14 protein-coding genes and 1 pseudogene are annotated in these 21,717 nt (G+C 68.2%); 10 read left to right on the top strand and 5 right to left on the bottom strand.

Annotated elements, in window-relative coordinates; translation table 11 throughout:
- Positions 1 to 6: 6 nt before the first annotated feature.
- The gene (locus NM962_08050; protein UVO14612.1) at positions 7 to 1,146 is read left to right on the top strand and encodes a PPE family protein; all 1,140 of its coding nucleotides are present in this window, start codon (positions 7 to 9) and stop codon (positions 1,144 to 1,146) included.
- Here the strand turns inward: NM962_08050 and NM962_08045 are convergent.
- Positions 1,143 to 2,027: a carotenoid biosynthesis protein gene (locus tag NM962_08045; GenBank protein UVO13993.1), complete on the bottom strand. Its 885-nt coding sequence runs from the start codon at positions 2,025 to 2,027 to the stop codon at positions 1,143 to 1,145. The two genes, NM962_08050 and NM962_08045, sit on opposite strands and share 4 nt — an antisense overlap.
- Positions 2,028 to 2,151: 124 nt before the next feature.
- Between NM962_08045 and NM962_08040 the strand changes: the two genes are divergently transcribed.
- A complete protein-coding gene (locus NM962_08040; protein ID UVO13992.1) occupies positions 2,152 to 2,946 on the top strand; it encodes a DUF1906 domain-containing protein in 795 nt (264 codons plus the stop codon).
- Positions 2,947 to 3,201: 255 nt separating this feature from the next.
- Here the strand turns inward: NM962_08040 and NM962_08035 are convergent, their stop codons facing one another.
- Complete coding sequence (locus NM962_08035) at positions 3,202 to 10,524, bottom strand: polyketide synthase dehydratase domain-containing protein (protein UVO13991.1); 7,323 nt, start codon at positions 10,522 to 10,524, stop codon at positions 3,202 to 3,204.
- A 21-nt stretch (positions 10,525 to 10,545) separates the two neighbouring features.
- Positions 10,546 to 13,005 carry an SDR family oxidoreductase gene (locus NM962_08030; protein UVO13990.1) on the bottom strand — a complete coding sequence of 820 codons (2,460 nt, stop codon included), beginning with the start codon at positions 13,003 to 13,005 and terminating at the stop codon, positions 10,546 to 10,548.
- Positions 13,006 to 13,152: 147 nt separating this feature from the next.
- On the opposite strand from NM962_08030, the pseudogene NM962_08025 reads away from it, so the two are divergent.
- Positions 13,153 to 13,368 (top strand): annotated as a pseudogene (locus tag NM962_08025) (thioesterase family protein).
- Here NM962_08025 and NM962_08020 read toward each other — a convergent pair.
- Positions 13,363 to 14,058 carry a DUF427 domain-containing protein gene (locus NM962_08020; GenBank protein ID UVO13989.1) on the bottom strand — a complete coding sequence of 232 codons (696 nt, stop codon included), beginning with the start codon at positions 14,056 to 14,058 and terminating at the stop codon, positions 13,363 to 13,365. The pseudogene NM962_08025 and the gene NM962_08020 sit on opposite strands and share 6 nt — an antisense overlap.
- 144 nt (positions 14,059 to 14,202) lie before the next feature.
- Here NM962_08020 and NM962_08015 point away from each other — a divergent pair, with 144 nt between their 5' ends.
- The 7 genes from NM962_08015 to NM962_07985 are packed head-to-tail and all read left to right on the top strand — an operon-like array spanning position 14,203 to position 20,611.
- Complete coding sequence (locus NM962_08015; GenBank protein UVO13988.1) at positions 14,203 to 14,760, top strand: hypothetical protein; 558 nt, start codon at positions 14,203 to 14,205, stop codon at positions 14,758 to 14,760.
- Complete coding sequence (locus NM962_08010; GenBank protein UVO13987.1) at positions 14,760 to 15,476, top strand: NIPSNAP family protein; 717 nt, start codon at positions 14,760 to 14,762, stop codon at positions 15,474 to 15,476. The genes NM962_08015 and NM962_08010 overlap by 1 nt, the downstream gene beginning before the upstream one ends.
- A gap of 50 nt (positions 15,477 to 15,526) precedes the next feature.
- On the top strand, positions 15,527 to 16,702 hold the full coding sequence (locus NM962_08005) for a cytochrome P450 (protein UVO14611.1): 1,176 nt from the start codon (positions 15,527 to 15,529) through the stop codon (positions 16,700 to 16,702).
- Between the two features lie 3 nt (positions 16,703 to 16,705).
- The gene (locus NM962_08000) at positions 16,706 to 17,674 is read left to right on the top strand and encodes a zinc-binding dehydrogenase (protein UVO13986.1); all 969 of its coding nucleotides are present in this window, start codon (positions 16,706 to 16,708) and stop codon (positions 17,672 to 17,674) included.
- Positions 17,671 to 18,420: an aldolase/citrate lyase family protein gene (locus NM962_07995; protein ID UVO13985.1), complete on the top strand. Its 750-nt coding sequence runs from the start codon at positions 17,671 to 17,673 to the stop codon at positions 18,418 to 18,420. The genes NM962_08000 and NM962_07995 overlap by 4 nt, the downstream gene beginning before the upstream one ends.
- Positions 18,417 to 19,148, top strand: coding sequence for an SDR family oxidoreductase (locus tag NM962_07990; GenBank protein UVO13984.1), 732 nt, complete (start codon positions 18,417 to 18,419; stop codon positions 19,146 to 19,148). The genes NM962_07995 and NM962_07990 overlap by 4 nt, the downstream gene beginning before the upstream one ends.
- Positions 19,145 to 20,611, top strand: a complete 1,467-nt coding sequence (locus NM962_07985; protein UVO14610.1) for an NAD(P)/FAD-dependent oxidoreductase — start codon at positions 19,145 to 19,147, stop codon at positions 20,609 to 20,611. The genes NM962_07990 and NM962_07985 overlap by 4 nt, the downstream gene beginning before the upstream one ends.
- Here NM962_07985 and NM962_07980 read toward each other — a convergent pair.
- Positions 20,592 to 21,707 carry an alcohol dehydrogenase catalytic domain-containing protein gene (locus NM962_07980; protein ID UVO13983.1) on the bottom strand — a complete coding sequence of 372 codons (1,116 nt, stop codon included), beginning with the start codon at positions 21,705 to 21,707 and terminating at the stop codon, positions 20,592 to 20,594. The two genes, NM962_07985 and NM962_07980, sit on opposite strands and share 20 nt — an antisense overlap.
- Between the last annotated feature and the right edge of the window lie 10 nt (positions 21,708 to 21,717).

Raw genomic sequence — 21,717 nt, 5'->3', positions numbered from 1 at the left:
GGGCCGATGCTGGCCGCCGCGTCGTCCTGGAATTTACTGGCCGCGGAATTACGTTCGGCGGCAACATCGTTCGAATGGCTGGTGGCGAGCCTGGCCAGTCAAGGCTGGTGGGGGCCATCCGCATCGGCGATGGCGGCGGCCGCCGAACCCTACTTTGTGTGGCTCAGCGTGACCGCCGAGCAGGCTGAGCAGACCGCGGCACAGGCTTACGCCGCGGCCGAAGCGTACGCCGCGGCCCACGCCATGACGGTGCCGCCGGCGGCGATCGAGACCAACCGCGTGTTGCTGGCGTCATTGATCAAGACCAACGCTCTGGGACAGAACACACCGGCTATCGCAGCGACCGAAGCGCGCTACGGACAGATGTGGGCCCAAGACGCGGTGGCGATGTACGGCTACGCCGCGGCTTCTGCCACCGCCACCCAACTGATCCCGTTTGCCGATGCTCCGGACACCACTCATCAAGACGAAGGCACGCAGGCCGCCGGCGGTGTAGACCCCACGGATGCCCACGCCCAGCTGCCCGATGCGTTGCGGAGCCTGGCGTCGCCGGCCGAGGGCACGCGTCCGACGGATCCGGACTGGCACTGGACGAAGTTCTTCGACGGCCTCTTCGACGGAACGTGGGGCCACGATGACGGGTCGGGTTTGAACGTCAATGCCCAGTTGTGGAACACCATCGCCGCAACCGGCATTTTCGACCCCGGTGGCAACATCGAGGGCTTTTCCGGGCTGGCCACGCTCGGGTTTCTCGCGCGTGGTATGGATGGCGGCACGGCCGCCCTGGCCCGCGGCGGGCTCGGCCCCACCCCGGGCATGACCCTGGCGTCGACGGCCACTGGCGGGCTGGAGACCGCCGGCCGCGCTGCCGGCGGCACCACCTCCCCGGTGGCCGCGGGAGTGGGCCGGGCCACCCTGGTCGGTTCGTTGTCGACGCCGCCCAGCTGGGCGGCGGCAACCCCGACGGGCGCTCCTGTCGCTGGGACGGGTAGCGGCTGGACCGTCGCCCCGGAAAGCCGGTCGATGACCGCCATGCCTCCCCCGATTCCCCCGAGTGGCGCCGGCCGCAACGGCAGCTACGGCCTTGGCACGCCGCGCTATGGCGTCAAGTTGACCGTCATGCCGCGTCCCGTCGTGGTCGGCTAGCTGTACCGGCTGTCGGCGGCGGCCAATCGGACCACGCTGAGGACCACCACCAGGCCCATCATGAACCAGGTCATCTCGGAGCACGTCTCGTAGATATCGACCAGTGCGACGGGCGTGCCCGCAATGGTCGTCGTGGCGTCGCCGGCACGGAGCAGTCCGAGGTTCACCTGCAGGCCCATGCCGAACCAGATGACGGCCGGCATCAACAGCGCCGATCGGGTTGAGGAGGCGGGTTCGCGTCGCCACCGTCGTTCGATCAAGGCAAACGTCTGGAACAGCAACCATCCCGTGATCAACCAACCGGTGTAGTTACTCAACGGCACACCCAGAACCCCACTCGGTGACCGATAGGAGAATAGGTGACGCGCGTAGGCCCCGATCGGATCGATCACCAGGTCATAGCCGGCGACGACGAGGGTGGCGACGACGGGCGTGACGATCACGTACAGGAGGCGATTCCGGCACTGACCCACAAGTACCCGGGCCAGAATCCACGCCAGCCAGGCCAGAATCACCCAGGCTGCCACAACGGTGAACGGCACGCCGAGCGCCCGGGGACCTTCTAAGTGATGGACATAGAAGCCGAACGGGAAGCCGGTCGCGATACTGCACGCCTCGAGACCGAAACCCACGGTCACGGCGATGGCGAAGTAGGCGAGGGCTCCGGCGGGTTTGTAGAGCGTCAACGCATGGAGCAACACGAACAGCGCCAGCGTGGCACCTGAGATGGCTTCGGCTACAGCGGATATCGATCCGGTACTCAACGCCGTCGTTACCGTCGCAGCGAAGCAGATCACAACGAGGCACCAGCCCGCGATTACCAGCGGGGCCCCAGGCGCGCGCGGAGTCGTCGGCGATGTGCTGGTGACGGACGTCGACACGCCCCGAATCGTATCCGTCGACGACTCGCAATCCGGGCAAAGCAACGATGTTTGCGGCAAAGCATCTGAGCGTTCTCGGCGCGGGCGGCACCGTTAACAGCAGTCACATTGTTAACATCGGGCCGTGCCTGACTCTCCGCGGACTTCCCGCCCTCGGAACCATGTTTCCCGACGTGACGCACTGCGGTTCGCATCCGCCGCCGCTCTCACCGGCCTGGGTGCCGCGTCCCTCGGCGCACCGACGGCTTCGGCTGCGGCACCCACGTTGATCGACTACGCCATGCGCCAGATTCCCGCGCAGGACATCCGGGCCGCGGGCCACGCCGGCGTCATCAACTACGTGTCGACGTCGCGGCCCGGTTCCAACTTCGGCGCCAAGCCGATCACCCGGCCCTACGCCGAGTCATTGACCGCCGCGGGGCTGGTGATCGTCAGCAACTTCCAGTACGGCAAGCCTGGAGGAACAGCACCGTCGGACTTTACCCGGGGGTACCCCGGCGGGGTCGCCGACGCCCGCACCGCCTGGCAACTGCACACCGCGGCCGGCGGCGGCCAAAGTGCGCCGGTCTTCTTCAGCGTCGACGACGACATCGACCGCAACACCTGGAACGCCGTGGCACTGCAATGGTTTAAGGGAATCAACTCGGTGATCGGCGTACAGCGCACCGGGATCTATGGCGGCATCAGACCATGCCAGTGGGCGGCCGAAGACGGGGTCATCGGGGTCTCACGCACACCCGGCAAGCGGTGGGCCTGGCAGACCCGATCCTGGTCACATGGTCAGATCGACCCCGGGGCGGTGCTCTACCAGCGGATTGTGAGTACCGCCTCGAACCCGGGCCCGATCGTCGGCGGGATCGAAGTCGACGTCAGCGACGTCCTGGCCCAGGACTGTGGCCAGTGGAATCTACATCCGTGAGGTAGTGCGGCCGATCAGGACTTGCTGGACAAGAAGAGTGCCAGGGTAAGCATCACGACACACGCGAGGCACGTGTAGACGCCCAGAGATGCTGACGCCATAAGTGGGCTCCTGTCTGCGAAGACTTGGTTGGTCTCGATTCGTTAACGGACGATCTACGGCCAGCTGCGTAGCTGGACGGCCGTTCCGCGATCGCCACTAAGCTAGCCGCCCACCTGCGCCGTCGTCAACAAGACCGGCACTCAGCCGGCCCGATCAGGACGGACTGAGTTCAGCCGCCTTGACCGTCTCCCATTCCTCGTCGGCGATCAGGTTTCGCCAGTCGACCGGCAGCGAGTCCAGCGCGTCCTCAATGCAGAACCACACCGATTCCAGCGGTGAGGCGCCCGGGGCGGCGGCGGTGATCCGGCTCTCCACATCGTAATTCGGGGCGTGCGGTGCGTCGCTGAACGGTGCGAGCGCGTTGATCGCGTCCATGACGTAGCGCCGCAACTCGGCGTAGGGCCGAACACGCAACTCCTCGGGCAGGATGGGCCTGCCGAAGATGTAGTCCTGGGCGGCATGGCCGTAGGGCACTTCGAGCTTGTGCGGCAACGGCTCCTCGGGCAGCCCGCCCGCGAAGTACACCGGCACGATAGGCATCGACATCTCGATCGCCATGTCCAGCAGTGTCGACGTCAGTCTCTCGACCCGCTGGCCCGAACTCACGCTGCGTGTCCCGTCGGCGTGCACCATGACCGACACCCCGAAGGCCTCAGCCTCGCGCTTGAGTTCGTCGACCAACCCGAAGAACTCCTGGGGCTGCTGCTGATTGAAATAGCGGAGATGGCCCAGCTCCTTGCCTGCGGCCGCGTCGATCATTCGCAAGAGGTTGCCGACCCAGCCGGTTTCGTGTTTGGCGTGGCCGATGGTGACGACCTTCGTGCCGGTCAGCCACGATCCGATGGTGGTGCCCAACAGCGATTCGACCTGCACCTGGTGATTGGCCAGCAGCAATACCGGCCGGCCGTACACGGCCGCCATCGCGGCCGGGTCGGTGACCACAACGTGGCGTACGTAGCGCGACAGCACCGCCCCCAGCGCCAGCTCGCCGAACCAGCCGTCCGGCATGCCCGCGCTCTCGGTCCACCAGGCTCGGACCGGCTCCCAGTCGGTTGCCGATGACGCGCTCGCACGGCACGCTCCCGGCCCCAGTTTCTCGACGTCGACCGTGATGCGCTCCAGCGGCAGCGCGGGGCAGCTCACCCGACCGTCGATGATCTGAACCTGGTCAGGGTGGACCGCATTGTGAACGGCGTCGGCCACCGCTTCCTTGGTCACGATGTCGATCATCAACGAATCGCCATGACTGTCAGTGCCGTACACGGCCTGCAGAGTGCCCTTGAACCAGTCGAGGGTTGCCATCCGGGCAGTGTCGAGCTCGAGGACGCCGCGCCCCAGGCGTTCGCTCAGCGACAGCCCCGGGACCGCCTGCCGGTCACCCATGAAGGCGCGCCGCTCGGGCCCGCCGACCTCGGCCAGCGGTCCCTTGCTCAGCAGGAACTCGGCCATCCGGATGCGCGCCCAGGGTTTACCGGCAACGCTGAGCCACAGGTCGAAGGTCGGCATCCGGCCTTCGTCGTCGTCGAAGCCCACGAATCGCGCTTCAACATCCACGTTTCCCGCCACCGGCGCGTCGGAGTAGAACCGGGCCGAGAGGATGCGGCGCGGGAACCCGACATCGGGGTCGCTCGCATCGGCATACGACGCCGGATCGGCGCTGTCGGTGGTCCACACGCTCATCGCGGTGTGCGGTACAACGTGCAACGCGCCGTCCAACAGTCCGGGCTGCAGTTCGCCGACCGGCACGGCGCAGCGGTCGATCGCCAGGGTTCCGGTTGAGCCGTTGCGGCCGATACGGGCACCATCGGTCAGGGTCGCGAATGCCGGACCGTGGAACACCGTTCCGTCATAGGGGTCGGCGTAGGGCACCGCACCTTCCAGCGGCGCGGGCGGCTCCGGTTCACCGCTGTACTGCGCGGCGGTGACGACAACGGCGTGCGCGTGAATCTCCCAGCGGGACAACTCGGCTCGTGGCGCATCACGCCAGACCTCGAGGCTGCCCTGGAAATGCCCGGTCTCCTGCGTCTGCTCCAGTACGACCCGCAGCTTCTTCGGGGAGTCGACCACGACCCACCGAACCATCTGGACATCGGTGATCTCGACGACCTTGGCTCCGCCGGAGGCCCGGGCCGCCGCCTGGGCGAACAGGTCCATGACCGACATCATCGGCAGCGATGGGATCACGTACGTCGGACAGTGATCGACGATCCAGGAGTCGTTGATCGGATCGAGCGCAACCTCCATCGTGGTGGTCGCGACCGCGGTGTTCTGTACCGCGGCAGCGGTATTCGCCTCGGGCGGCGCCGCTGCCGCGGGGGCTGCGACTGCCGCGGGAAGGGGTGCCCCTGCGGACGTCGTGACGGCGTCGGCATCGGCCGGGGACCGCCGTTCGCCCGTACCGGCGACGATGCGCATGCCCAGGTTGCTGGCGCTGTAGATGCGTTTGTTGTCCACCCACAGCGATGCCTCGGCCACCGCGAGGATGCCGGCGTCCTCGCGGACGATCCGGGTGATCTCGACCTGTGCGGCGATCTGCTTGTTGGTGGGGATGATCTGGCCGCGATACCGCCAGGTCATGGCGTCGTGCAGGGCAGCCGGCTCGAAGCGGGCCGCCGGGCCGGCTTCCTTGCCGAGTCCGAGGTCGAGCATCCCGAATTGCAGGAGCTGTAACAGCATCTCGATGCCCAGAGACCCCGGCTGAACCGGGTCCTGGAAGAAGTGCGCCTTGAAATACCATTCGCCGGGGTTGACGTCCTTGACGCCGCGCCACTGGCCTAGTCCAGCCGCGCCGCCGGTGGGCCAGCGGCCGGTGACCCGGTCGACCATCAGCAGCATCGGGTCCGCCAACCGCGCTCCCGCACCGAAGAACTCGGCGGGCTGCGTGGTCAGATCGACCAGTGGAGCCTCGCAGGGCTGCGCGAGAGAGGCACGTTGAGAGTCGCTGACCGGGAGACCCACCTGGTTCTGCAGCGCTTCGCGTTTGAAGTAGCCGAACACCGTGTCGAAGGTGTAGACCGGTCCGTCGTCGGCGGTGATCTCGCCGTCGAAGCCGACGATGATGGTTCCCGCGGCCTTGGCGAGGCTCTTGAGCTTCACCTTGATGCGCAGCGTTCCGGTCGCCGGGGTCACCTCACGGTGTTGAGTTCCCGTCCCGTCCAGGTTGCGGAAGAACAGGTCCGCCTCACCATCAAGCGGGCAGCCGACGTAGCTGGCCAGCCAGCCGCAGGGCTGCAGCGCGACCTCCATGAGCACCGCGTTGGGCATCGTCTCGTGTCCGCCCGCGGCGCCGTTCTCGGCGAAATACCAGGCGTCGGCGGGAACGTCGTACTCCACCACCACTTCCGCGCCGGCCGTCATTACGCCGGTCTCGCCAACCAGCTCGGTGACCCGAGACATGAAGTGATACGGCGGTCCGGGCAGCCGGGCCGCCTTGCGCGGCGAGTCGAACTTCTCGAACAACGGCCCAAAGGCCATGGACGGTTTGGCGATCGCACTGGCGAGCATCGCCTGGTAGTCGTAGCGGAATCCGTTGACCTCGGCGACCGGTTTGGGCTCGACGTAGCCTTCGAGCTCTTTAGCGCCAAGGTCCATCGGCCATCCCGGGGACAGCTTCAGGCCCATCCGCTCGCAGTGGAAGGCGGGCAGCCCGTCGACAGTGCAGAGCAGGTCGGCGAAGAGCGTCGGCTCGGGTCCGGCGATCACCTCGCGAACGAACACCTCATAGACCACCTCACGCGACTGCGGTGTGACCTGACCCCGACAGCGCAGCTTGTAGGTCTCGAAGGGAACCGGTTCGAAGCGCCAGCCGTCGCAGTCGAGCGTCATGCCCAGGGCGGTCATATAGATCGCCATGGTCTGCATTGTCGCCTCGTACATCAGGGTGCCCGGCATGCACGGGTCGTTCTTGAAATGGCCGGCGAAGAAGCAGTTCTCCGGTGTGACGGGCGCGACGGCCCGCAGGTAGCCGCGGCCCCACGGCCCACCGGTGAAGTCCAGGTCCGTCACTTCGTCGACGAAGAGCATGTCGCCGGCGTGAATACTGGGGGTGCGAGTGTGGCTGCCCGCCTTCTCAAAGCCCTCGCCGAACGTCCGCCAGATCTCGCCGGATGCCATCGCCTCCAGGTCGGTGCGCTGCAGTGAGGTGCGCGACGTCCGGGCCGGCGTCTGCTCCATCGGTCCGCTGACGGTCTGTTCCTCGGGGCGCCACAGGACCCCGCCGGATGCCGCCAGTTCCTCGTCGGTGAAGAAACCGGCCTGGCCGTTGCGCATCGACATCCGCTCGACGCCGTCGATCGTGCAGTCGTAGTGGAAGAAGAACAGCCGCACATCGCCTTGGCGGGCATGGCCGTCCACATGGATGTCGAAGCGCAGGGTGTCGCCGATCTCGGGTAGGCCACCCAGGTAGGTGACCTCGCAGCCGAGCAGCCGGTAGACCCGCTCGCTCTTGTTGAGCAGATCCGCGCCCATCCAGGAGATGAGCATCAGGTCGGCCTGCCCGCTTTCGATCATGATGCCGGCGGGCATCCGACCCTGCTGGAGCCACCAGGAGTCGGCGTTGACATCGGTTTCGGTCCACAGTGTTCCGGTGCCGTGGCGGGCCGGCTCGGCGTCGATGCCCAGCAGCCGATCCGCCAGCAGCAGTGGCGGTTCGGGCATCCGGACCTGTCGCGGGTATTGGTCCTGCTCGGCGAACGCCGGGCCGAAGATCTCGGAGATGTTCCCCGAGGAATGCACGCGCAGGCCGTCCTTGTCGAGCTTGAGGCCCACCGGCTCACGCTTGACCGTCGGCGCCGGGACCACCTTGTCGGCCGGCTTGACGGGCTGGATCGCCCGGCTTGCGCCTGCGGGCATGGCGACGGCGGGTGCCTCGGTGGCTGCGGCCTGCGGCTCCGGTCGCGACGGCACCGCCGCGGCTACACCCAACGGCAGCCGGGCCAGCGACTCCGCGACCGTTGCCAGAGCCGGAGGCATCGGGAGTTGTGTTGGCATGAATTGCTCCAGTTGCTCAGGGGGGTTCGTTCCTGGGCCCGTGACGCGTGGGGGCAGGTGGACCGCGGGCAGGTGCGCGGGGAAGTTGAGCCGGATGGGTTTTCCGGCGGCGTTGGTTGCGACCGGTGCCAGCAAGGTCGCGGCCTCCGCCCCGGTCGCCGACGACACCAGGGTCAGGTGTTGTCGCTGGTCGGCCATTCCGGTGAGTTCCACGGCGACGCGCCGTTGCTCGGACGTCCAGGGCTCGCCGTCGGGCCACACTCCGAGGGCTCCGTAGAGCACGCCAGCGGCCACATGCAGCAGTCCCGAGGCGGCGTGCGCGTGACCCAACAGGGCCGAGAGGTTCACCGCCCCGGGAACGGTGCCCAGGTGCAGGCATTCGGCGTCCACCTGCTGATCGGGCAGCAGGGTCGCGTACACCGGGTTACCGTCACGGCGCGCATCGGCGGCGCGCTTGAGCACGAGAACGACAGCGGCGTCCGCTGGTATCTGCTCGTCGGCGTGCAGTAATGCCCGCGCCGCTGCCTGATGCACGGGTTCGCAGCTGAGGTCCACCGCCCCGACCACTGCCGCGTCGATCTCTCCGCGCCGCAATGCCCGCGCGGCGAGCTCAAGGGCGGTGGTGCCTGAGAGCTGTTCCCGCGACACCGTGAAACTGGGTCCCCGTAAATCGAATTGGCTATTCAGGCGGTTCGCCACGACGTTGGGCATGGCCCCCACGACGCCCGCGGCGGTCCACCCCGCAACGACGTCGTCACGAGCCGCGGCGAGTTGGTCGGGCTCGTCGAATTCGTCTGCCAGCCGCCAGCGCTGCCCGAACCGGGTGACTTCGGCATCGCAGCCCATTCCGACGACGACGCTGGTGGTCTCCGGCGGCAAGCTCTTGATCAACTCGCCGATGCCCAGGGCCGCACCGAGCAACGCCAGTTGTTGGGGTTGGGTCTGTTTGAGGTCCGCAGGCGGGAAGCGGGTTTGGGTCAGGTCCAGACTGACCTCAACCATGCGTGCGCCGCGGGCTCCGTCGGCCATGTCGGCGGGGATCGGCTGGCACGTCTTCAAATGCTCGGCGACGGAGGCGGTTTCGTGTCCGTCGCCGAGCAGGAGGCTCAGGCCGACGATCGCGATCTCCGGCTCGGTCCGGGGCGCGTCTGGCGGCGGAGCCGGGTTGGCGCTGCGTCCCTCGATCCACTCTTCGAGCAGCAGGTGGGCGTTGTTGCCGCCGAAGCCGAAGTTGTTGACCGCGGCACGACGGGGGCCGTCGCTGTCCCACGGCTCAGCCTCGGTGAGTAGCCGGAACGGCGAGTCGGCGATGAAGGGCAACGGATCCTCGGCGTGCAGGGTCGGCGGACGGACCCCGGCACGCATCGCTGCGAGCACCTTGATGGCTCCCGCTGCGCCGGATGCTGTAATCGAGTGCCCCAGATTGGATTTCAGTGACCCGATGGGCACGTCGGTCATGCCGGCGAAGATGCGCGCCATGCTCAACATTTCGGTCAGGTCGCCGCGCGATGTTCCGGTGGCGTGGCATTCGATGAGGGAGATGTCGCGCGGCTCGAGTCCGGCCATCTCGTAGGCCAGCCGCATCGCGCGTTCTTGGCCGTCCTGGGAGGGCACCAGAAATCCATGTCCCCGACCGTCGTTGCTCAAGCCGACGCCCCGGATGACGCCCAGAATGGTGTCGCCGTTAGCCATCGCATCGTCGAGGCGCCGCAACACCAGGATGGCCGCGCCCTCGGCGGGCACCAGCCCGTCGGCGCCGTTGTTGAACGGTCGTGACCGCCCCGTTCGGCTCAGTGCCTGCAAGGCGGTGAAGCCGATGTGCAGCAGCAGATCACTGGCGCCGTTGATGCCGCCGGCGAACATCACGTCGGCGGTACGGTCGTGCAACCGATCGCAGGCCAGCTTGATGGCATACAGCGACGAAGCGCAGGCGGCGTCGAGCGCCGCGGCATCGCCGGTCAGACCCAGGGCCTGCGCGATGAGATGCGCCGGTAGCCCGGACATGAAGCGGTTGCGCCAGTCCACCCTGGATTCGAGGCTGGGTTCTTGTCCCCGCCAGACTGTTTCGGCGAGATCCGTCATCTTCTTTGTCGGGTAGCTCAGGTTGCCCAGGACGATCCCAGCGGAACCCGGAACCTCACCTGCCCGCCATCCCGCACTGTCCAGGGCTTGCCTGGCCGCCTCGATTCCCCACCGGTAGAGCGGGTCGAGTCCGGCGAGGTCGTCAGCGTCGAGGAACAGTCCGCGGGGGTCGAACACGTCGTCGAAGCCGCGGACGTAGCCGCCGCGGTCCGACCAGGTGTGGTCGAGTTCGGGTACGTCCGCCGGGGCACACAGGACGCGTGCCGGCGATACGCCCCAGTAATCGGGGCCGGGTGAGCCCAGTGCGTCGCGGCCGTCGTGCACCGTTGTCCAGAGCTCGCCCGCGTTCAGTCCCCCGGGTAGGACACAGCCCTGCCCGACGATCGCGATGGGATCAAACTTCACTTCGAATCAGCCACCGTCGAGTCAGCCGCCGTAGGGATACAACTCGAGTCGTTTGAGACTGATCACCAGCTGGTTGTCGGCGTCGACCAGATCCAGGTCGCAGACGGCGCGGCTGGTCTTGGCGTCCCCGCCGGTGAGCACGCACCGCAGGCCCGCACCCAGCGCGCCGGATCGGTACCGGACGATCTCGCCCACCCGCAGCGGCAGGACGTTGCGGCCGAGCAGCTCGTAGCTCCAGACCAGTGCCGTCTGCAGGCATCCGTCGACGGCGGCCGGGTCCGTCGCCCAGCCCTCGCCCGCCCAGCCCACGGTCGTCAATCCGGACAGGTAGGCCGTCGCAGCCGTTTCGGCGCAGTCCACACCATCGAGCACCTGGAATGCGGCACCGTGGAACAGCGCCCCGCCGGTGTAGCAGGTTTCGCGGTCGATCCTGCGATTTCCCGGTACCGACACCGGGGCGGCCGGGATCACGGCCGCACCCGAACGCATCTCGAGTTTGGCCGAGTAGTAGGCGGTCGAGTCTTCGATGTCGGAGAGCGTCAACGTCAGCAGTTCGGGCCGATCGTCGACGGGCACGCACCGCACCAGCAGGGGGTTGCCGTGCTTCTCGAACTCGTAGAGCGTCACACCGCGTAGCACTTTGAGGTCGAGCACCCGATCCACGTAGTGGCCGGGCCGGCATGCCTCGGCCATCCGGATGAACCATTCGAGTGCCTGCACGACGGGTAACACGACATTGCCCTGGACCCGGTGGCCAAGCAGGTAGGGCTGCTGCGTCACGTGTGCGAGCACCCGCGCGACCCGGCCCTCCGGCGGGATCGGGTGAGTGGGCAGTCCGGCGAGCACGCCGTCGCCGAGGGTCACCTCAGAGCTTCCGGTTTCGCCGTCGAGGACCTCGGCGGCGAACGCGCGCGCGCCGTCGGCGAGCGGGATCAACGAGATGCCACGGGACTCGAACATCGCCTTGAGGCCCGGTGTCACCATGCCGGAATCCCAAGGGCCCCAACCCAGTGCCCGCACCAGACAGGACGGCCCGCGGCGCGCCTGCTCCGCCAGGGCTACCTTGTTGAGGATTTCGTTGGCCATGGCGTAGTCGCTTTGCCCGACGTTTCCGCTGCGCGCGGCCACCGACGAAAACAGGCAGATCACCTTGAGCGCGTCGTTGGCCGTGGCATCCAGCAGCGCGCACGCGCCGCCGACCTTGGTCTCGAAGACCCGGTCGAACCCCTCGAGGGTCTTCTTGTGCAGCGGCGCATCGGCCAGCACACCGGCGCCGTGCACCAGGCCGGTGATGGGGCCGAACTCGCTTCGCACGCTGTCCAGCAACGCACCCAGCTGCGCGGTGTCCCGGACATCGGCGGCGGCGTAGCGGACGCGGGAGCCGGCCGCAGTCAGCGCGGACACGGTGGCCCGCACCTCGCGGTCGGCCAGGATCCGTTGCGCCTGTTGCTCCAACTGCTTCGGGGTGACCTTGAGGCCTTGCGCCGCAGCGCTGGCGAGCAGCGCCCGCTTGAGCTCGGCATCGGTGGTCAGGCCGTGGGCTTCCGGCGGTTCCTCGCTGAGTTCGGTGCGCCCGATCAACACGAACGCCGCCTGGGTCTGCTGCGCCAAGGCGATCACCGAACCGGCGGTCACTCCGCGGGCGCCACCGGAGACCACGATGACGTCTTGCTGACCGATGCGGTGCGTGCGAGTGCTCACCTGCTGTGCGCCCGCGACGACTGTGGTTCGCCCGTGCGAACTACCCAGGCCCACTTCGAGTTCCACCCCGCCCGCCAGTACTTCGGCGGCGATCTGCTCGGCGACGACTTGCGGGGAACGGTGCCCGACGGCGATGTCGATTGCCTTCACCTGCGCGCTGGTCCACTCCTGCGCAGCCGTCTTGGCCAGCGCGCCGATCCCACCCGACCAGACCCGCAGGCCGGGATCGGTGAGCAGACCGAACGTGCCACCGGTGTCTTGAACGGTGACGAAGACGCCGCCATGTTCGGCGAATTGCGCGGCGACGCGCTGTGCGTCGGCGAACAGCACCCGGTTGACGGCAAGCGCCTCGTCACGAGTGGCGATCGGCCGCAGGCCGCCCAGATGGATGACCGCTTCGGCGTCGGCACTGGGCCGGGCCGCGATCGTCGCGCGAATGCCGTGGGTGCGCAGAACTGCGGCCAGGGCCTCGGCCGTCTGAATCAGCCCATCCAGTGCTTCCTCGGCCGTCACGATCTCGACGGTCCTGGCGGCATACAGGCCGGGCATGCCCATTCCGCTCACCGGAGCGGCGGTGGCGCGTACCGCGTAGCGCGCCACCTCCGCTCCGGTCAACTCAAAAGGGGCGCGATCACCTGCCGACAATCCGTTGGGCGCCACCAGATCCGGTGGTGATGAACCCATCAGTGATTGTAGGTAGTCGACGATCTCCTGCAGCGTCACCAACGCCGCCATCGTCGCCGTCTCCACCTCAGGCAACGACGGAACCCGATCCTGCACCGCCGACAAAATCTCAACCCGCTTGATCGAGTCGGACTTTGACGGGTCTCTCGAAGAATCACGCGATGACCTTCAATCATTCGGCAACGACACGCCGGTCCCGCTGATCAGGTCCGACTCGTACACCACTCTGCTGGACGCAACCCTCCCATGACGGTCACGGTGAGCTTCCATGAACCGGTGCGCTGGGACGGCTGGATCCTCTACAGCCATGAAAGCACCCAGGTGGGTTCGGGCATGTCCTACGTTCGCGGCACCGTGCACACCGAGGACGGTGCTCTACTCGCCTCGTTTACCCAGGACGGCCTGATCCGGCCGCTACGCACCAGCGACAACAAGATCGCCGAGCACTCTCGGTTATAGGCGTGGGCGCCCGGCCGCGGAGGGTAGTTCAGCGAAACCGCCGACGAGCGACAGATCAAAGCTGAATAGACCTGCGATGGGCGCACTCTCGGGCGGCGGGTCCGGGTAACTCCAGGCCACGTCTGGTACGACGGTGTCTCCGACGACCGCGGACCAGTAGCGGGCGTAGCCCTTGTAGTTGCAGTAGCTCGACGTCGTCGACGCCTGCAACAGATCCGTGCGGACGTGGTCGGAGGCGACGTACAGCCGCGGAACTAGGGCCGTCTCGAACAGGATCACGGTGTCATCGGTGTCCACCAGGGGCACTCCGTCAACGTCGACCCGCAATGCGCGCCGGGTGGGTCGGCAATCGACCCGGTGATAGGGGTTCGGCGGGTAGTGCACCAGCCGCCGGCCCTCCTCGAACCAGGCGTCCACGGCGTCCCACGGCACCTGCACGAAGCCCGCTGCCTCGGGCAGCGCCCGATGCGGAAGATCGCCGACGGCATCCGCGGGGAAGGCGTAGCCCAGCGGCTCGCCCTGGCGATGCACCAGCAGCGCGCTTTCGGTGTCGATCACGGTGCGCTCACCGCGGATCGCCCGCACGCGGCGCGGATGCGGTTCGACATACACCAGAGCGCCGGTGATCTCCGGGGCGAACCAACCGGCGCGCTCGGTACTCAACGGGCCGTGTCCGGCAACCAGACTCATTTCACTCCTACCCGTGTTCGCCTCATTCGGCTTTACAAATTTAGCTTCAACTGTAATATCTCGGAGAAGTTGTGCTGCGCGGCCGGACAGTTCGCCCGGCCGGCGGCACCGTCTGAGATTCTCACGACGAGCTGGGATGATGCGATGACGAGTACCGCTGCGGCGCTGGATTCCTTGGCGCAGGACCACTACCTCCGCTACCGCCTCGATGTCATCGCCCCCGATGTCGCCGGCCTGGTGCGCGCGGCCGGCGGGTGGCTGTATCACCGTGCGTCGACCGGCTGGGACGTGCGGGTGCTGGTGCCACCGCACCAGGATCTCCGGCCGTTGCAGATCCTGGGCCTCAATACGGCGGACCTCGAGACGGAGCTGTCTGCCTCCGGCAGCGATACACCCGGGCACAGCCTGGCGGTGGTCGCCGACTCGCTCACCGCCGATCCCCGAATCAGCGCGCGGATACACCACGCGCTGCGGAGCAGCCTGACCGAGGTCGTGTTGTGGGGCGAGCGCTGGCCGCTGGAGGTCAGCCATCGGCTCAGCACCGTGCAGCACCTGCCCACCGTGGCGGGCCAGGCGTTCAAGCGGCAGGCGTTGGCTGCCGCCGATGTCGGGCACGCGGACCCGTTCGACGGTCCGGAGATATTCCGTAGCGACCAGAAGCATTGCCTGCCGGTCAATTCCGACCTGATCCCGGTCGGCTGATGCGCAAGCACTACGACCACACCCTGCTCTACCTGCACGAGACGATCGATCTGGGCCGCGGCGTCAGCGACGACTTCACCCGCAACTTCACCGAGATCTACCAGCCGATGATGACCGAGCTGGGTGCCCGCCTGTTCGCGTTGTGGGAGTCCACCGCCTACAACGGGCACTGGCCGCAGGTCACGATCATCTGGGAGATCGACGCGTTCGCCGACTACGCCCGAATCGGGCGGGCGCAGAACCGCGGTGGCAGCCACGCCCAGCGCGCGGCCGAGTGGTCGGCCTACCTCGCCGGCATCGGAGCATCGGGGGAGGGCCGCATCATGTACCCCGGCCCGCACAACAAGACCCTGTCTGCGCTGTGCGCGGCCGACTTCGACGCCACCGTGGTCATTCAGGAAATCATGCAGACCAAGCCCGGTCGACAGGACGACTACATCCGGGAACTGGAGCGGCTGTACGTGCCGTGGTCGGAGAGCACCGGAAAGCGCTGGCTCGGTTCGTTCACCACCACGTTCCGCTACAACGAGGTCATCCATTACTGGGCACTGGACGGCGGCTGGGACTGCTTCGCCGAGCATTACCCGTCGTGGAAGGACCATCCGCCGGCGGAGATCGTGACGTGGATGAGCGTGGCGCCCGCATTACGCGACGGCTGGGAGGACTCGATCCTGCAGGCCCTGCCCCCCTCGCCGCTGCAGCGAGACGCGTCGTGACAAGCGTTGCCGCGCCGGAGTTCTCCTACGATCCGTTCGACCCGGCGGTGATGGCCGACCCGCTGCCGTACTACCGCGTGCTGCGCGACCAGCACCCGATGTACTACGTACCGCAGTGGGACCTCTACGCCCTGTCCCGCTTCGACGACATCTGGGATGTGCTGGCCGTCAGTGATGGAACCTTCGTGGCTTCGGAGGGCACGCTGCCCGCGGCCAACGTGCTGGCGCACCACAACGGCGGTCCGGTCCCGGACCCGCCGCTGCACCCGCTGCCCTTCCACGCCGTCTTCGACAAGCCGATCTACGACGACATCCGCCGGTTGCAGTCCCCGGCGTTTCGGCCCCGATCGGTGGCTGACTGGGAAGACCGGGTCCGCACCTTGGCCAACCAGCGGCTGGATGAGCTGCTTCCGCTGGGCCGGTTCGACTTGACCTGTGATTACGGCGGAGTCGTAGTGGCCCAGGTGGTCTGCGAACTGCTGGGCATTCCGACCGATTGCGCCGCGGAGGTATTGGCGGCGGTGAACGCCGGCAGCCTGGCGCAGGCCGGCAGCGGCGTGGACACCGCCGCGGCGCGGCCCAATTACCTGCAGTACCTCATCCCGGCCGTGCAACGCCGGCGCGCCGAGCGGGGCTCCGGCGACCTGCCGATCGTCGACGGGATGCTGGCCTACCGGCTACCGGACGGCAGCGACCTGGATGACGTCGAAGCCGCGACGCAATTGCTGTGCATCTTCATCGGCGGCACCGAGACCGTGCCCAAGATCGTCGCGCACGGATTGTGGGAGCTGGCTCGACGCCCGGACCAACTGGCCGCGGTGCGGGCGAATCCGCACGACACGGTGCAGCTGGCGCGCGAGGAGATGATCCGGTATTGCGCACCGGCGCAATGGTTCGCGCGCACCGCCCGCAAACCGTTCACGCTGCACGGCACGACTGTCGAGCCGGGCCAACGCATCATCACCCTGCTCGCGTCGGCCAACCGCGACGAGCGTCAGTACCCCGACCCCGACGAATTCCAGTGGGACCGGCCGATCAAACGCTCCCTGGCGTTCGGCCGCGGTCAGCACTTCTGCATCGGCTACCACCTGGCCCGACTGGAAGTGACTGTCCTGGTGCAGGAATGGTTGCGCCGAGTCCCGGACTATCGGATCGTCGACGACGGCGCGACCAGGCTGCCGTCCAGTTTTCAATGGGGCTGGAACACCATCCCGGTGGAGGTCTGAGGCATGTGGGCATACCGGTTGATCGCGCCGTATCAGTTCGAGAAGATCGAGGCCCCCGACCCCACCGAGCAGCAGGTCGGCGCGGGGCAGGTGCTGCTGCAGTTCGTCGCCGCCGGGGTGTGCGGCAGTGACCTGCCGGCCTTTCGCGGCGCGCAGGGCAGGTTGCCCGGTGACGACGGTGCCGGTGCTGCGGAGAAGCTCGGCTTCCCGATCCACGAGATCGTCGGCGACGTCGTCACCAGCCGGCACCCGCAGCACCAACCCGGCGACCGGGTCGTCGGCTGGGCATCGGGCTTCGACGGACTGATGGAGCAGGTGATCAGCGACGGCGAGGGCCTGATGACCTACGACCCGGCGCTGGTGCCCGCCCAAGCCGTGGGCCTGCAACCCCTGGCCTGTGTGCTCTACGCCGTCGAACAGTTGCCAGACCTGGCCGGCCGCCACGTGGCGGTGATCGGGCAGGGTTCGATCGGCCTGCTGTTCAGCGCCGTCGCCAAAGCCGCGGGTGCGCGCCGCGTCACCGGCGTGGACCCGGTCGATCGTCGAGATATGGCTGCCGCCTTCGGTGTTGACACCGTCGTGCAGGCGACCAGCGACCGGTGGGTGCGCCACCTGGACGCCGGCGACCGCCCGGAGATCGTGATCGAGGCCGTCGGACACCAGGTCGCCACCCTGGGTCACGCCATCGAGGCCGTCGCACCCGGTGGCACGGTGTTCTACTTCGGTGTCCCCGACGACGACAGTTATCCGATCAGTATGCGCACCATGCTGCGCAACAACCTCACGTTGATCTCCGGAGTCACCCAGGAGCGGCCCCGGATGCTGGCGGCCGCAGGCAGATTCGCCGCCGGGCATCCAGAACTGTTGGGTGACTATGTCACTCATGTGTTCGGTTGCCACGAAGCCCAGGCCGCCTTCGAGTTGGCGACCCGGCCGGTGCCGGGCCGCGTCAAGATCGCGATGGTCGCATGACGTCGGCGCTGCGTGCCGCCCTGGCGGACCGGGCACCGCTCTGGGGCGGCTGGGTCACCGGGCCCACGGTGCTGGGCCCGGAGGAATTCGCCCGCGCCGGCTATGACTACGTGGGTTTCGACGCCCAGCACAGCTACCTCGACGATGCCGAGATCGCCGCCATGCTCCGGCACACCGAGCACCTGCCGATCGCCACCGCGGTCCGGTTGCCCAACGCGGATCCGGCCCCCATCGGTCGGGTGCTCGATGCCGGCGCCGACGCGGTCATCATCGCGCTGATCGAGACCGCCGAGCAGGCGGCCGCCGCGGTAGCCGCCACCCGCTACCCTCCGGCGGGCATCCGCAGCTTCGGGCCGTTGCGGCCCGGCCTGGGCCGCGATCTGGCCGGCCTCCAGGAGCGGGTAGACGTCTTCGCGATGATCGAGACGGCCGCGGCCTTGGCCGACGTGGAACGGATCTGCGCGGTTCCCGGCCTGGCCGGCATCTACGTCGGACCCGCCGACCTGGCGATCTCGCTGGGCGTCGATGTCGCGCAGTCCACCACGCACCCCGACCTGGTCGCGGCCATGACACGAATCCGGCAGGCGGCAGCGGCAGCGGGCGTGATCGCCGCGATCCACGGCGGATCGGGCGCGGCGGGCGCGGCCCTGGCCGGGCTGGGCTACCAGATGATCACGCTGGCCGCCGAGTCCGCGGCGCTACGCCGCGGAGCCCTCGAGCACCTCGAGGAAGCGCGGGGCCGATGAGCCCAGCACGCGTAGCGCTGGTCACCGGCGCCGCCCGCGGCCAGGGCTGGGCGATCGCCGAACGGTTGCGCGTGGACGGCTTCGCCGTGGTCGCCTGCGACATCAACGCCGACGAATTGCATGCGGCCGTTGCCGCGCGGGGTGATGAGGGGTTGATCGGTCTTGTGCTCGACGTCACCCGCCCCGAACAGTGGGACGCCGCGGTGGCGGCGACCGTCCAACGGTTCGGGGCGCTGACCGCGCTGATCAACAACGCCGGCACCCTGCACCGTGCGGCGATCGCCGATGAGACACCCGAAGACTTCGAAAAGGCCTGGCGGGTCAACTGTCTGGGCGCATTCCTGGGAATCCAGGCGGCGCTGGACCAGCTGCGGACGGCCGAGGGCGCCGCCATTGTCAACACCTGCAGCACCGGGGCGATCCGTCCCTTTCCGCAGCACAGCGCCTACGGGTCGTCGAAGTGGGCGCTGCGCGGCCTGACCCAGACCGTCGCCGCGGAGCTCGTCACGGCGGGCATCCGGGTCAATGCGGTGTTCCCCGGGCCGATCGCCACCCCGATGCTCGACGAAGTCACCCAGCAGCGCCTGGCCGCGGTGTCGGCGGGCGGCCGGCTCGGCCGGCCGGTCGAGGTGGCTGACGCGGTGGCGTTCCTGGTTTCGCAAGCCGCGTCGTTCATCACCGGCGCCGAGCTCGTCGTGGACGGCGGCCAGTGCCTGCAGATCCGATGAACATCGGCATCATCGGCGCCGGGCCGGGCGGGCTGGCGCTGGGAATCCTGTTGCAGCGTGCGGGATTCTCCGACTTCACCATCTTCGACCGGGAGGACGGTGTCGGCGGCACCTGGCGGATCAACACGTATCCGGGGCTGGCCTGTGACGTCAAGTCACACCTGTACTCCTATTCCTTCGACCTGAATCCGCACTGGTCGCGGCAGTGGTCGCAGCAACCCGAGATCCTGGCCTATTTCGAGCGGTGCGCCGCCGACCACGGCCTGGCCGCGCACCTGCGGCTGCGCACCGAGATTCGCTCGGCCCGTTGGGAAGAAGACCGCCGCCAGTGGTGTCTGACCACCGACACCGGCGCGCAGCATCGGTTCGACGTGGTGGTCTCGGCCGTCGGGCTGTTCACCCAGCCGGTGCTGCCCGATCTGATCGAAGAACAGCCCTTCGCCGGCACCGTGATGCATTCGGCGCGGTGGGACCATTCGGTGCCGATCGCCGGGGCGAAGGTCGCCGTGCTCGGGACGGGTTCGACCGCGGCGCAACTGCTGCCGGAGCTGGCCGAGGTCGCCGAGAAGGTGTACTCGCTGCAGCGGTCACCGACCTGGATCCTGCCCAAGCCGGACCGGCGCTACACCCCGCGGGAGCGATGGGCCTTCGCCCGCATCCCATTGGCCAAACGGCTGTACCGGATGCGACTGTGGCTGCGCAGCGAGTCGAACATCTCGGTGATCGAGAACGGCAGCGACAAGACCCGGGAGTTCACCGATATCGCGCGAAAACTCTTGGACAGCACCATCGCCGACGAGCAACTACGCCAAGCGCTCACCCCGGATCACCCGCTGGGCTGCAAACGTCTGGTGTTCTCCTCGGACTACCTGCCCGCGCTGGCCCGACCCAACGTCGAAGTGGTGACCAGCCCGGCCCGGGCCCTGCGCTCCCGATCGGTGGTCACCGAGGACGGCACCGAGTGCGAGGTCGACGTGGTGGTCTGCGCCACCGGATATGCCGCTGCGGACTACCTCGGTCAGATCGAGGTGACCGGGGAGGACGCCACCACGCTCAAGCAGGCCTGGCGGGACGGGCCGCGTGCTTACCTCGGTATGGCGATGCCCGGGTTCCCCAACTTCTTCATGCTCTACGGGCCCAACACCAACGTCGGCTCCAACAGCGTCATCTTCGTGCTGGAAGCCCAAGCGCGCTACATCGTGCGGGTGCTCAAACACCTTCGGCGCACCGGCAAGTCCTACGTCGCCGTGCGGCCGGCCGCGCTGGCCGACTTCATCACCAAGATCGACCGGTGGATGCACGGCACCGTGTGGACCACCCGCTGCAGCAACTACTTTCGTGCCGCCAACGGCCGGGTGGTCACCCAGTGGCCGCGCAGTGCCGGCGCCTTCTGGGCGATGACCCGCCGATTCCGGGCCGCCGACTTCACCTTCGAACCACCAGTCAGTGCGGATCGAAGGTGATGATCTGACGTACCGCGGTGCCGTCGGCGAGTGAGTCCATGGCCTCATTGATCTGCTCCAGCGGCACTGTCGCCGACACCAGCCGCTCGACGGGGAGCCGGCCCGCTCGCCACAACTCCACGAAGCGAGGGATGTCACGCGCGGGGACCGCCGAACCCAGATAGCTGCCGATCAGTGAGCGTCCTTCGGCGACCAGACTCAGCGGGGACACACTGATCCGGGCGTCCGGCGGCGGCAGGCCGACGGTGATGGTGCGCCCGCCCGGCGCGGTCAGGCCGATCGCGGTCTCCAGCGCGGCGGGGTGGCCCGCCGCCTCGATCACCACCGGGGCGCGCACGCCGGCGTCGAGTGCCTGCTGCGGCGTGTAGGTGCGGTGCGCGCCCAACGCGGTTGCGGCGGCCATCTTGTCCGGCAGCCGGTCGATCGCGATCACCTGCACGCCATCGTGGGCCAGCGCGGTCAGCACCGCGGCCATCCCGACCCCGCCGAGCCCGACCACCGCGACGGTGCCACCGGGCGCCGGACGGCCGACGTTGAGTACGGCGCCGCCGCCGGTCAGTACCGCGCAGCCCAGCAGGGCGGCCACTGTCGGCGGCACGTCGTCGGGAACCGGCACCGCGCTGGCCGCACTCACCACCGCATGCGTGGCGAACCCGGAGACACCCAGGTGGTGGTAGACGGTCTGGTCGGCGCGGTGCAGCCGCAGCCCGCCGCCGAGCAGAGTGCCCGCGCCGTTGGCGGCGCTGCCGGGCTCGCACGGCGCCATGCCGTCGGTGGCGCACGCCGCGCAGTACCCGCAGCGCGGCAGGAAGGTCAGCACCACCCGCTGGCCGGGGCGCACCCCGGTGACCCCGGCGCCGACCGCCTCCACGATGCCGGCGGCCTCGTGGCCGAGCAGCATCGGCACCGGTCGCACCCGGTTGCCGTCGACCACCGACAGATCGGAGTGACAGACCCCGGCGGCCTCGACGCGCACCAGCAGCTCGCCCTCGCCGGGCGGGGCCAGCTCCACCTCCGTCACCGTCAGCGGGCGCGAGGCGGCGTAGGGGCGAGGCGCACCGATCCGCTCCAGTACGGCCCCGCGGATCGCGATCATGCTGGAATAC

The organism is Mycobacterium sp. SVM_VP21 (genome assembly GCA_024758765.1).
GTDB classification, from domain to species: domain Bacteria; phylum Actinomycetota; class Actinomycetes; order Mycobacteriales; family Mycobacteriaceae; genus Mycobacterium; species Mycobacterium heraklionense_C.
The sequence above is the reverse complement of the archived record's forward strand: the minus strand, read 5'-3'. Positions and strand labels throughout refer to the sequence as shown.

What these genes read in the sequence shown, in the direction of transcription:
- NM962_08000 (UVO13986.1), top strand. Translation starts at nt 16,706, where the DNA reads ATGTGGGCATACCGGTTGATCGCGCCGTATCAGTTCGAGAAGATCGAG.
- NM962_07995 (UVO13985.1), top strand. Translation starts at nt 17,671, where the DNA reads ATGACGTCGGCGCTGCGTGCCGCCCTGGCGGACCGGGCACCGCTCTGG.
- NM962_08005 (UVO14611.1), top strand. Translation starts at nt 15,527, where the DNA reads ATGGCCGACCCGCTGCCGTACTACCGCGTGCTGCGCGACCAGCACCCG.
- NM962_07985 (UVO14610.1), top strand. Translation starts at nt 19,145, where the DNA reads ATGAACATCGGCATCATCGGCGCCGGGCCGGGCGGGCTGGCGCTGGGA.
- NM962_08050 (UVO14612.1), top strand. Translation starts at nt 7, where the DNA reads ATGCTGGCCGCCGCGTCGTCCTGGAATTTACTGGCCGCGGAATTACGT.
- NM962_08010 (UVO13987.1), top strand. Translation starts at nt 14,760, where the DNA reads ATGCGCAAGCACTACGACCACACCCTGCTCTACCTGCACGAGACGATC.
- NM962_07990 (UVO13984.1), top strand. Translation starts at nt 18,417, where the DNA reads ATGAGCCCAGCACGCGTAGCGCTGGTCACCGGCGCCGCCCGCGGCCAG.
- NM962_07980 (UVO13983.1), bottom strand. Translation starts at nt 21,707, where the DNA reads ATGATCGCGATCCGCGGGGCCGTACTGGAGCGGATCGGTGCGCCTCGC.
- NM962_08015 (UVO13988.1), top strand. Translation starts at nt 14,203, where the DNA reads ATGACGAGTACCGCTGCGGCGCTGGATTCCTTGGCGCAGGACCACTAC.
- NM962_08020 (UVO13989.1), bottom strand. Translation starts at nt 14,058, where the DNA reads ATGAGTCTGGTTGCCGGACACGGCCCGTTGAGTACCGAGCGCGCCGGT.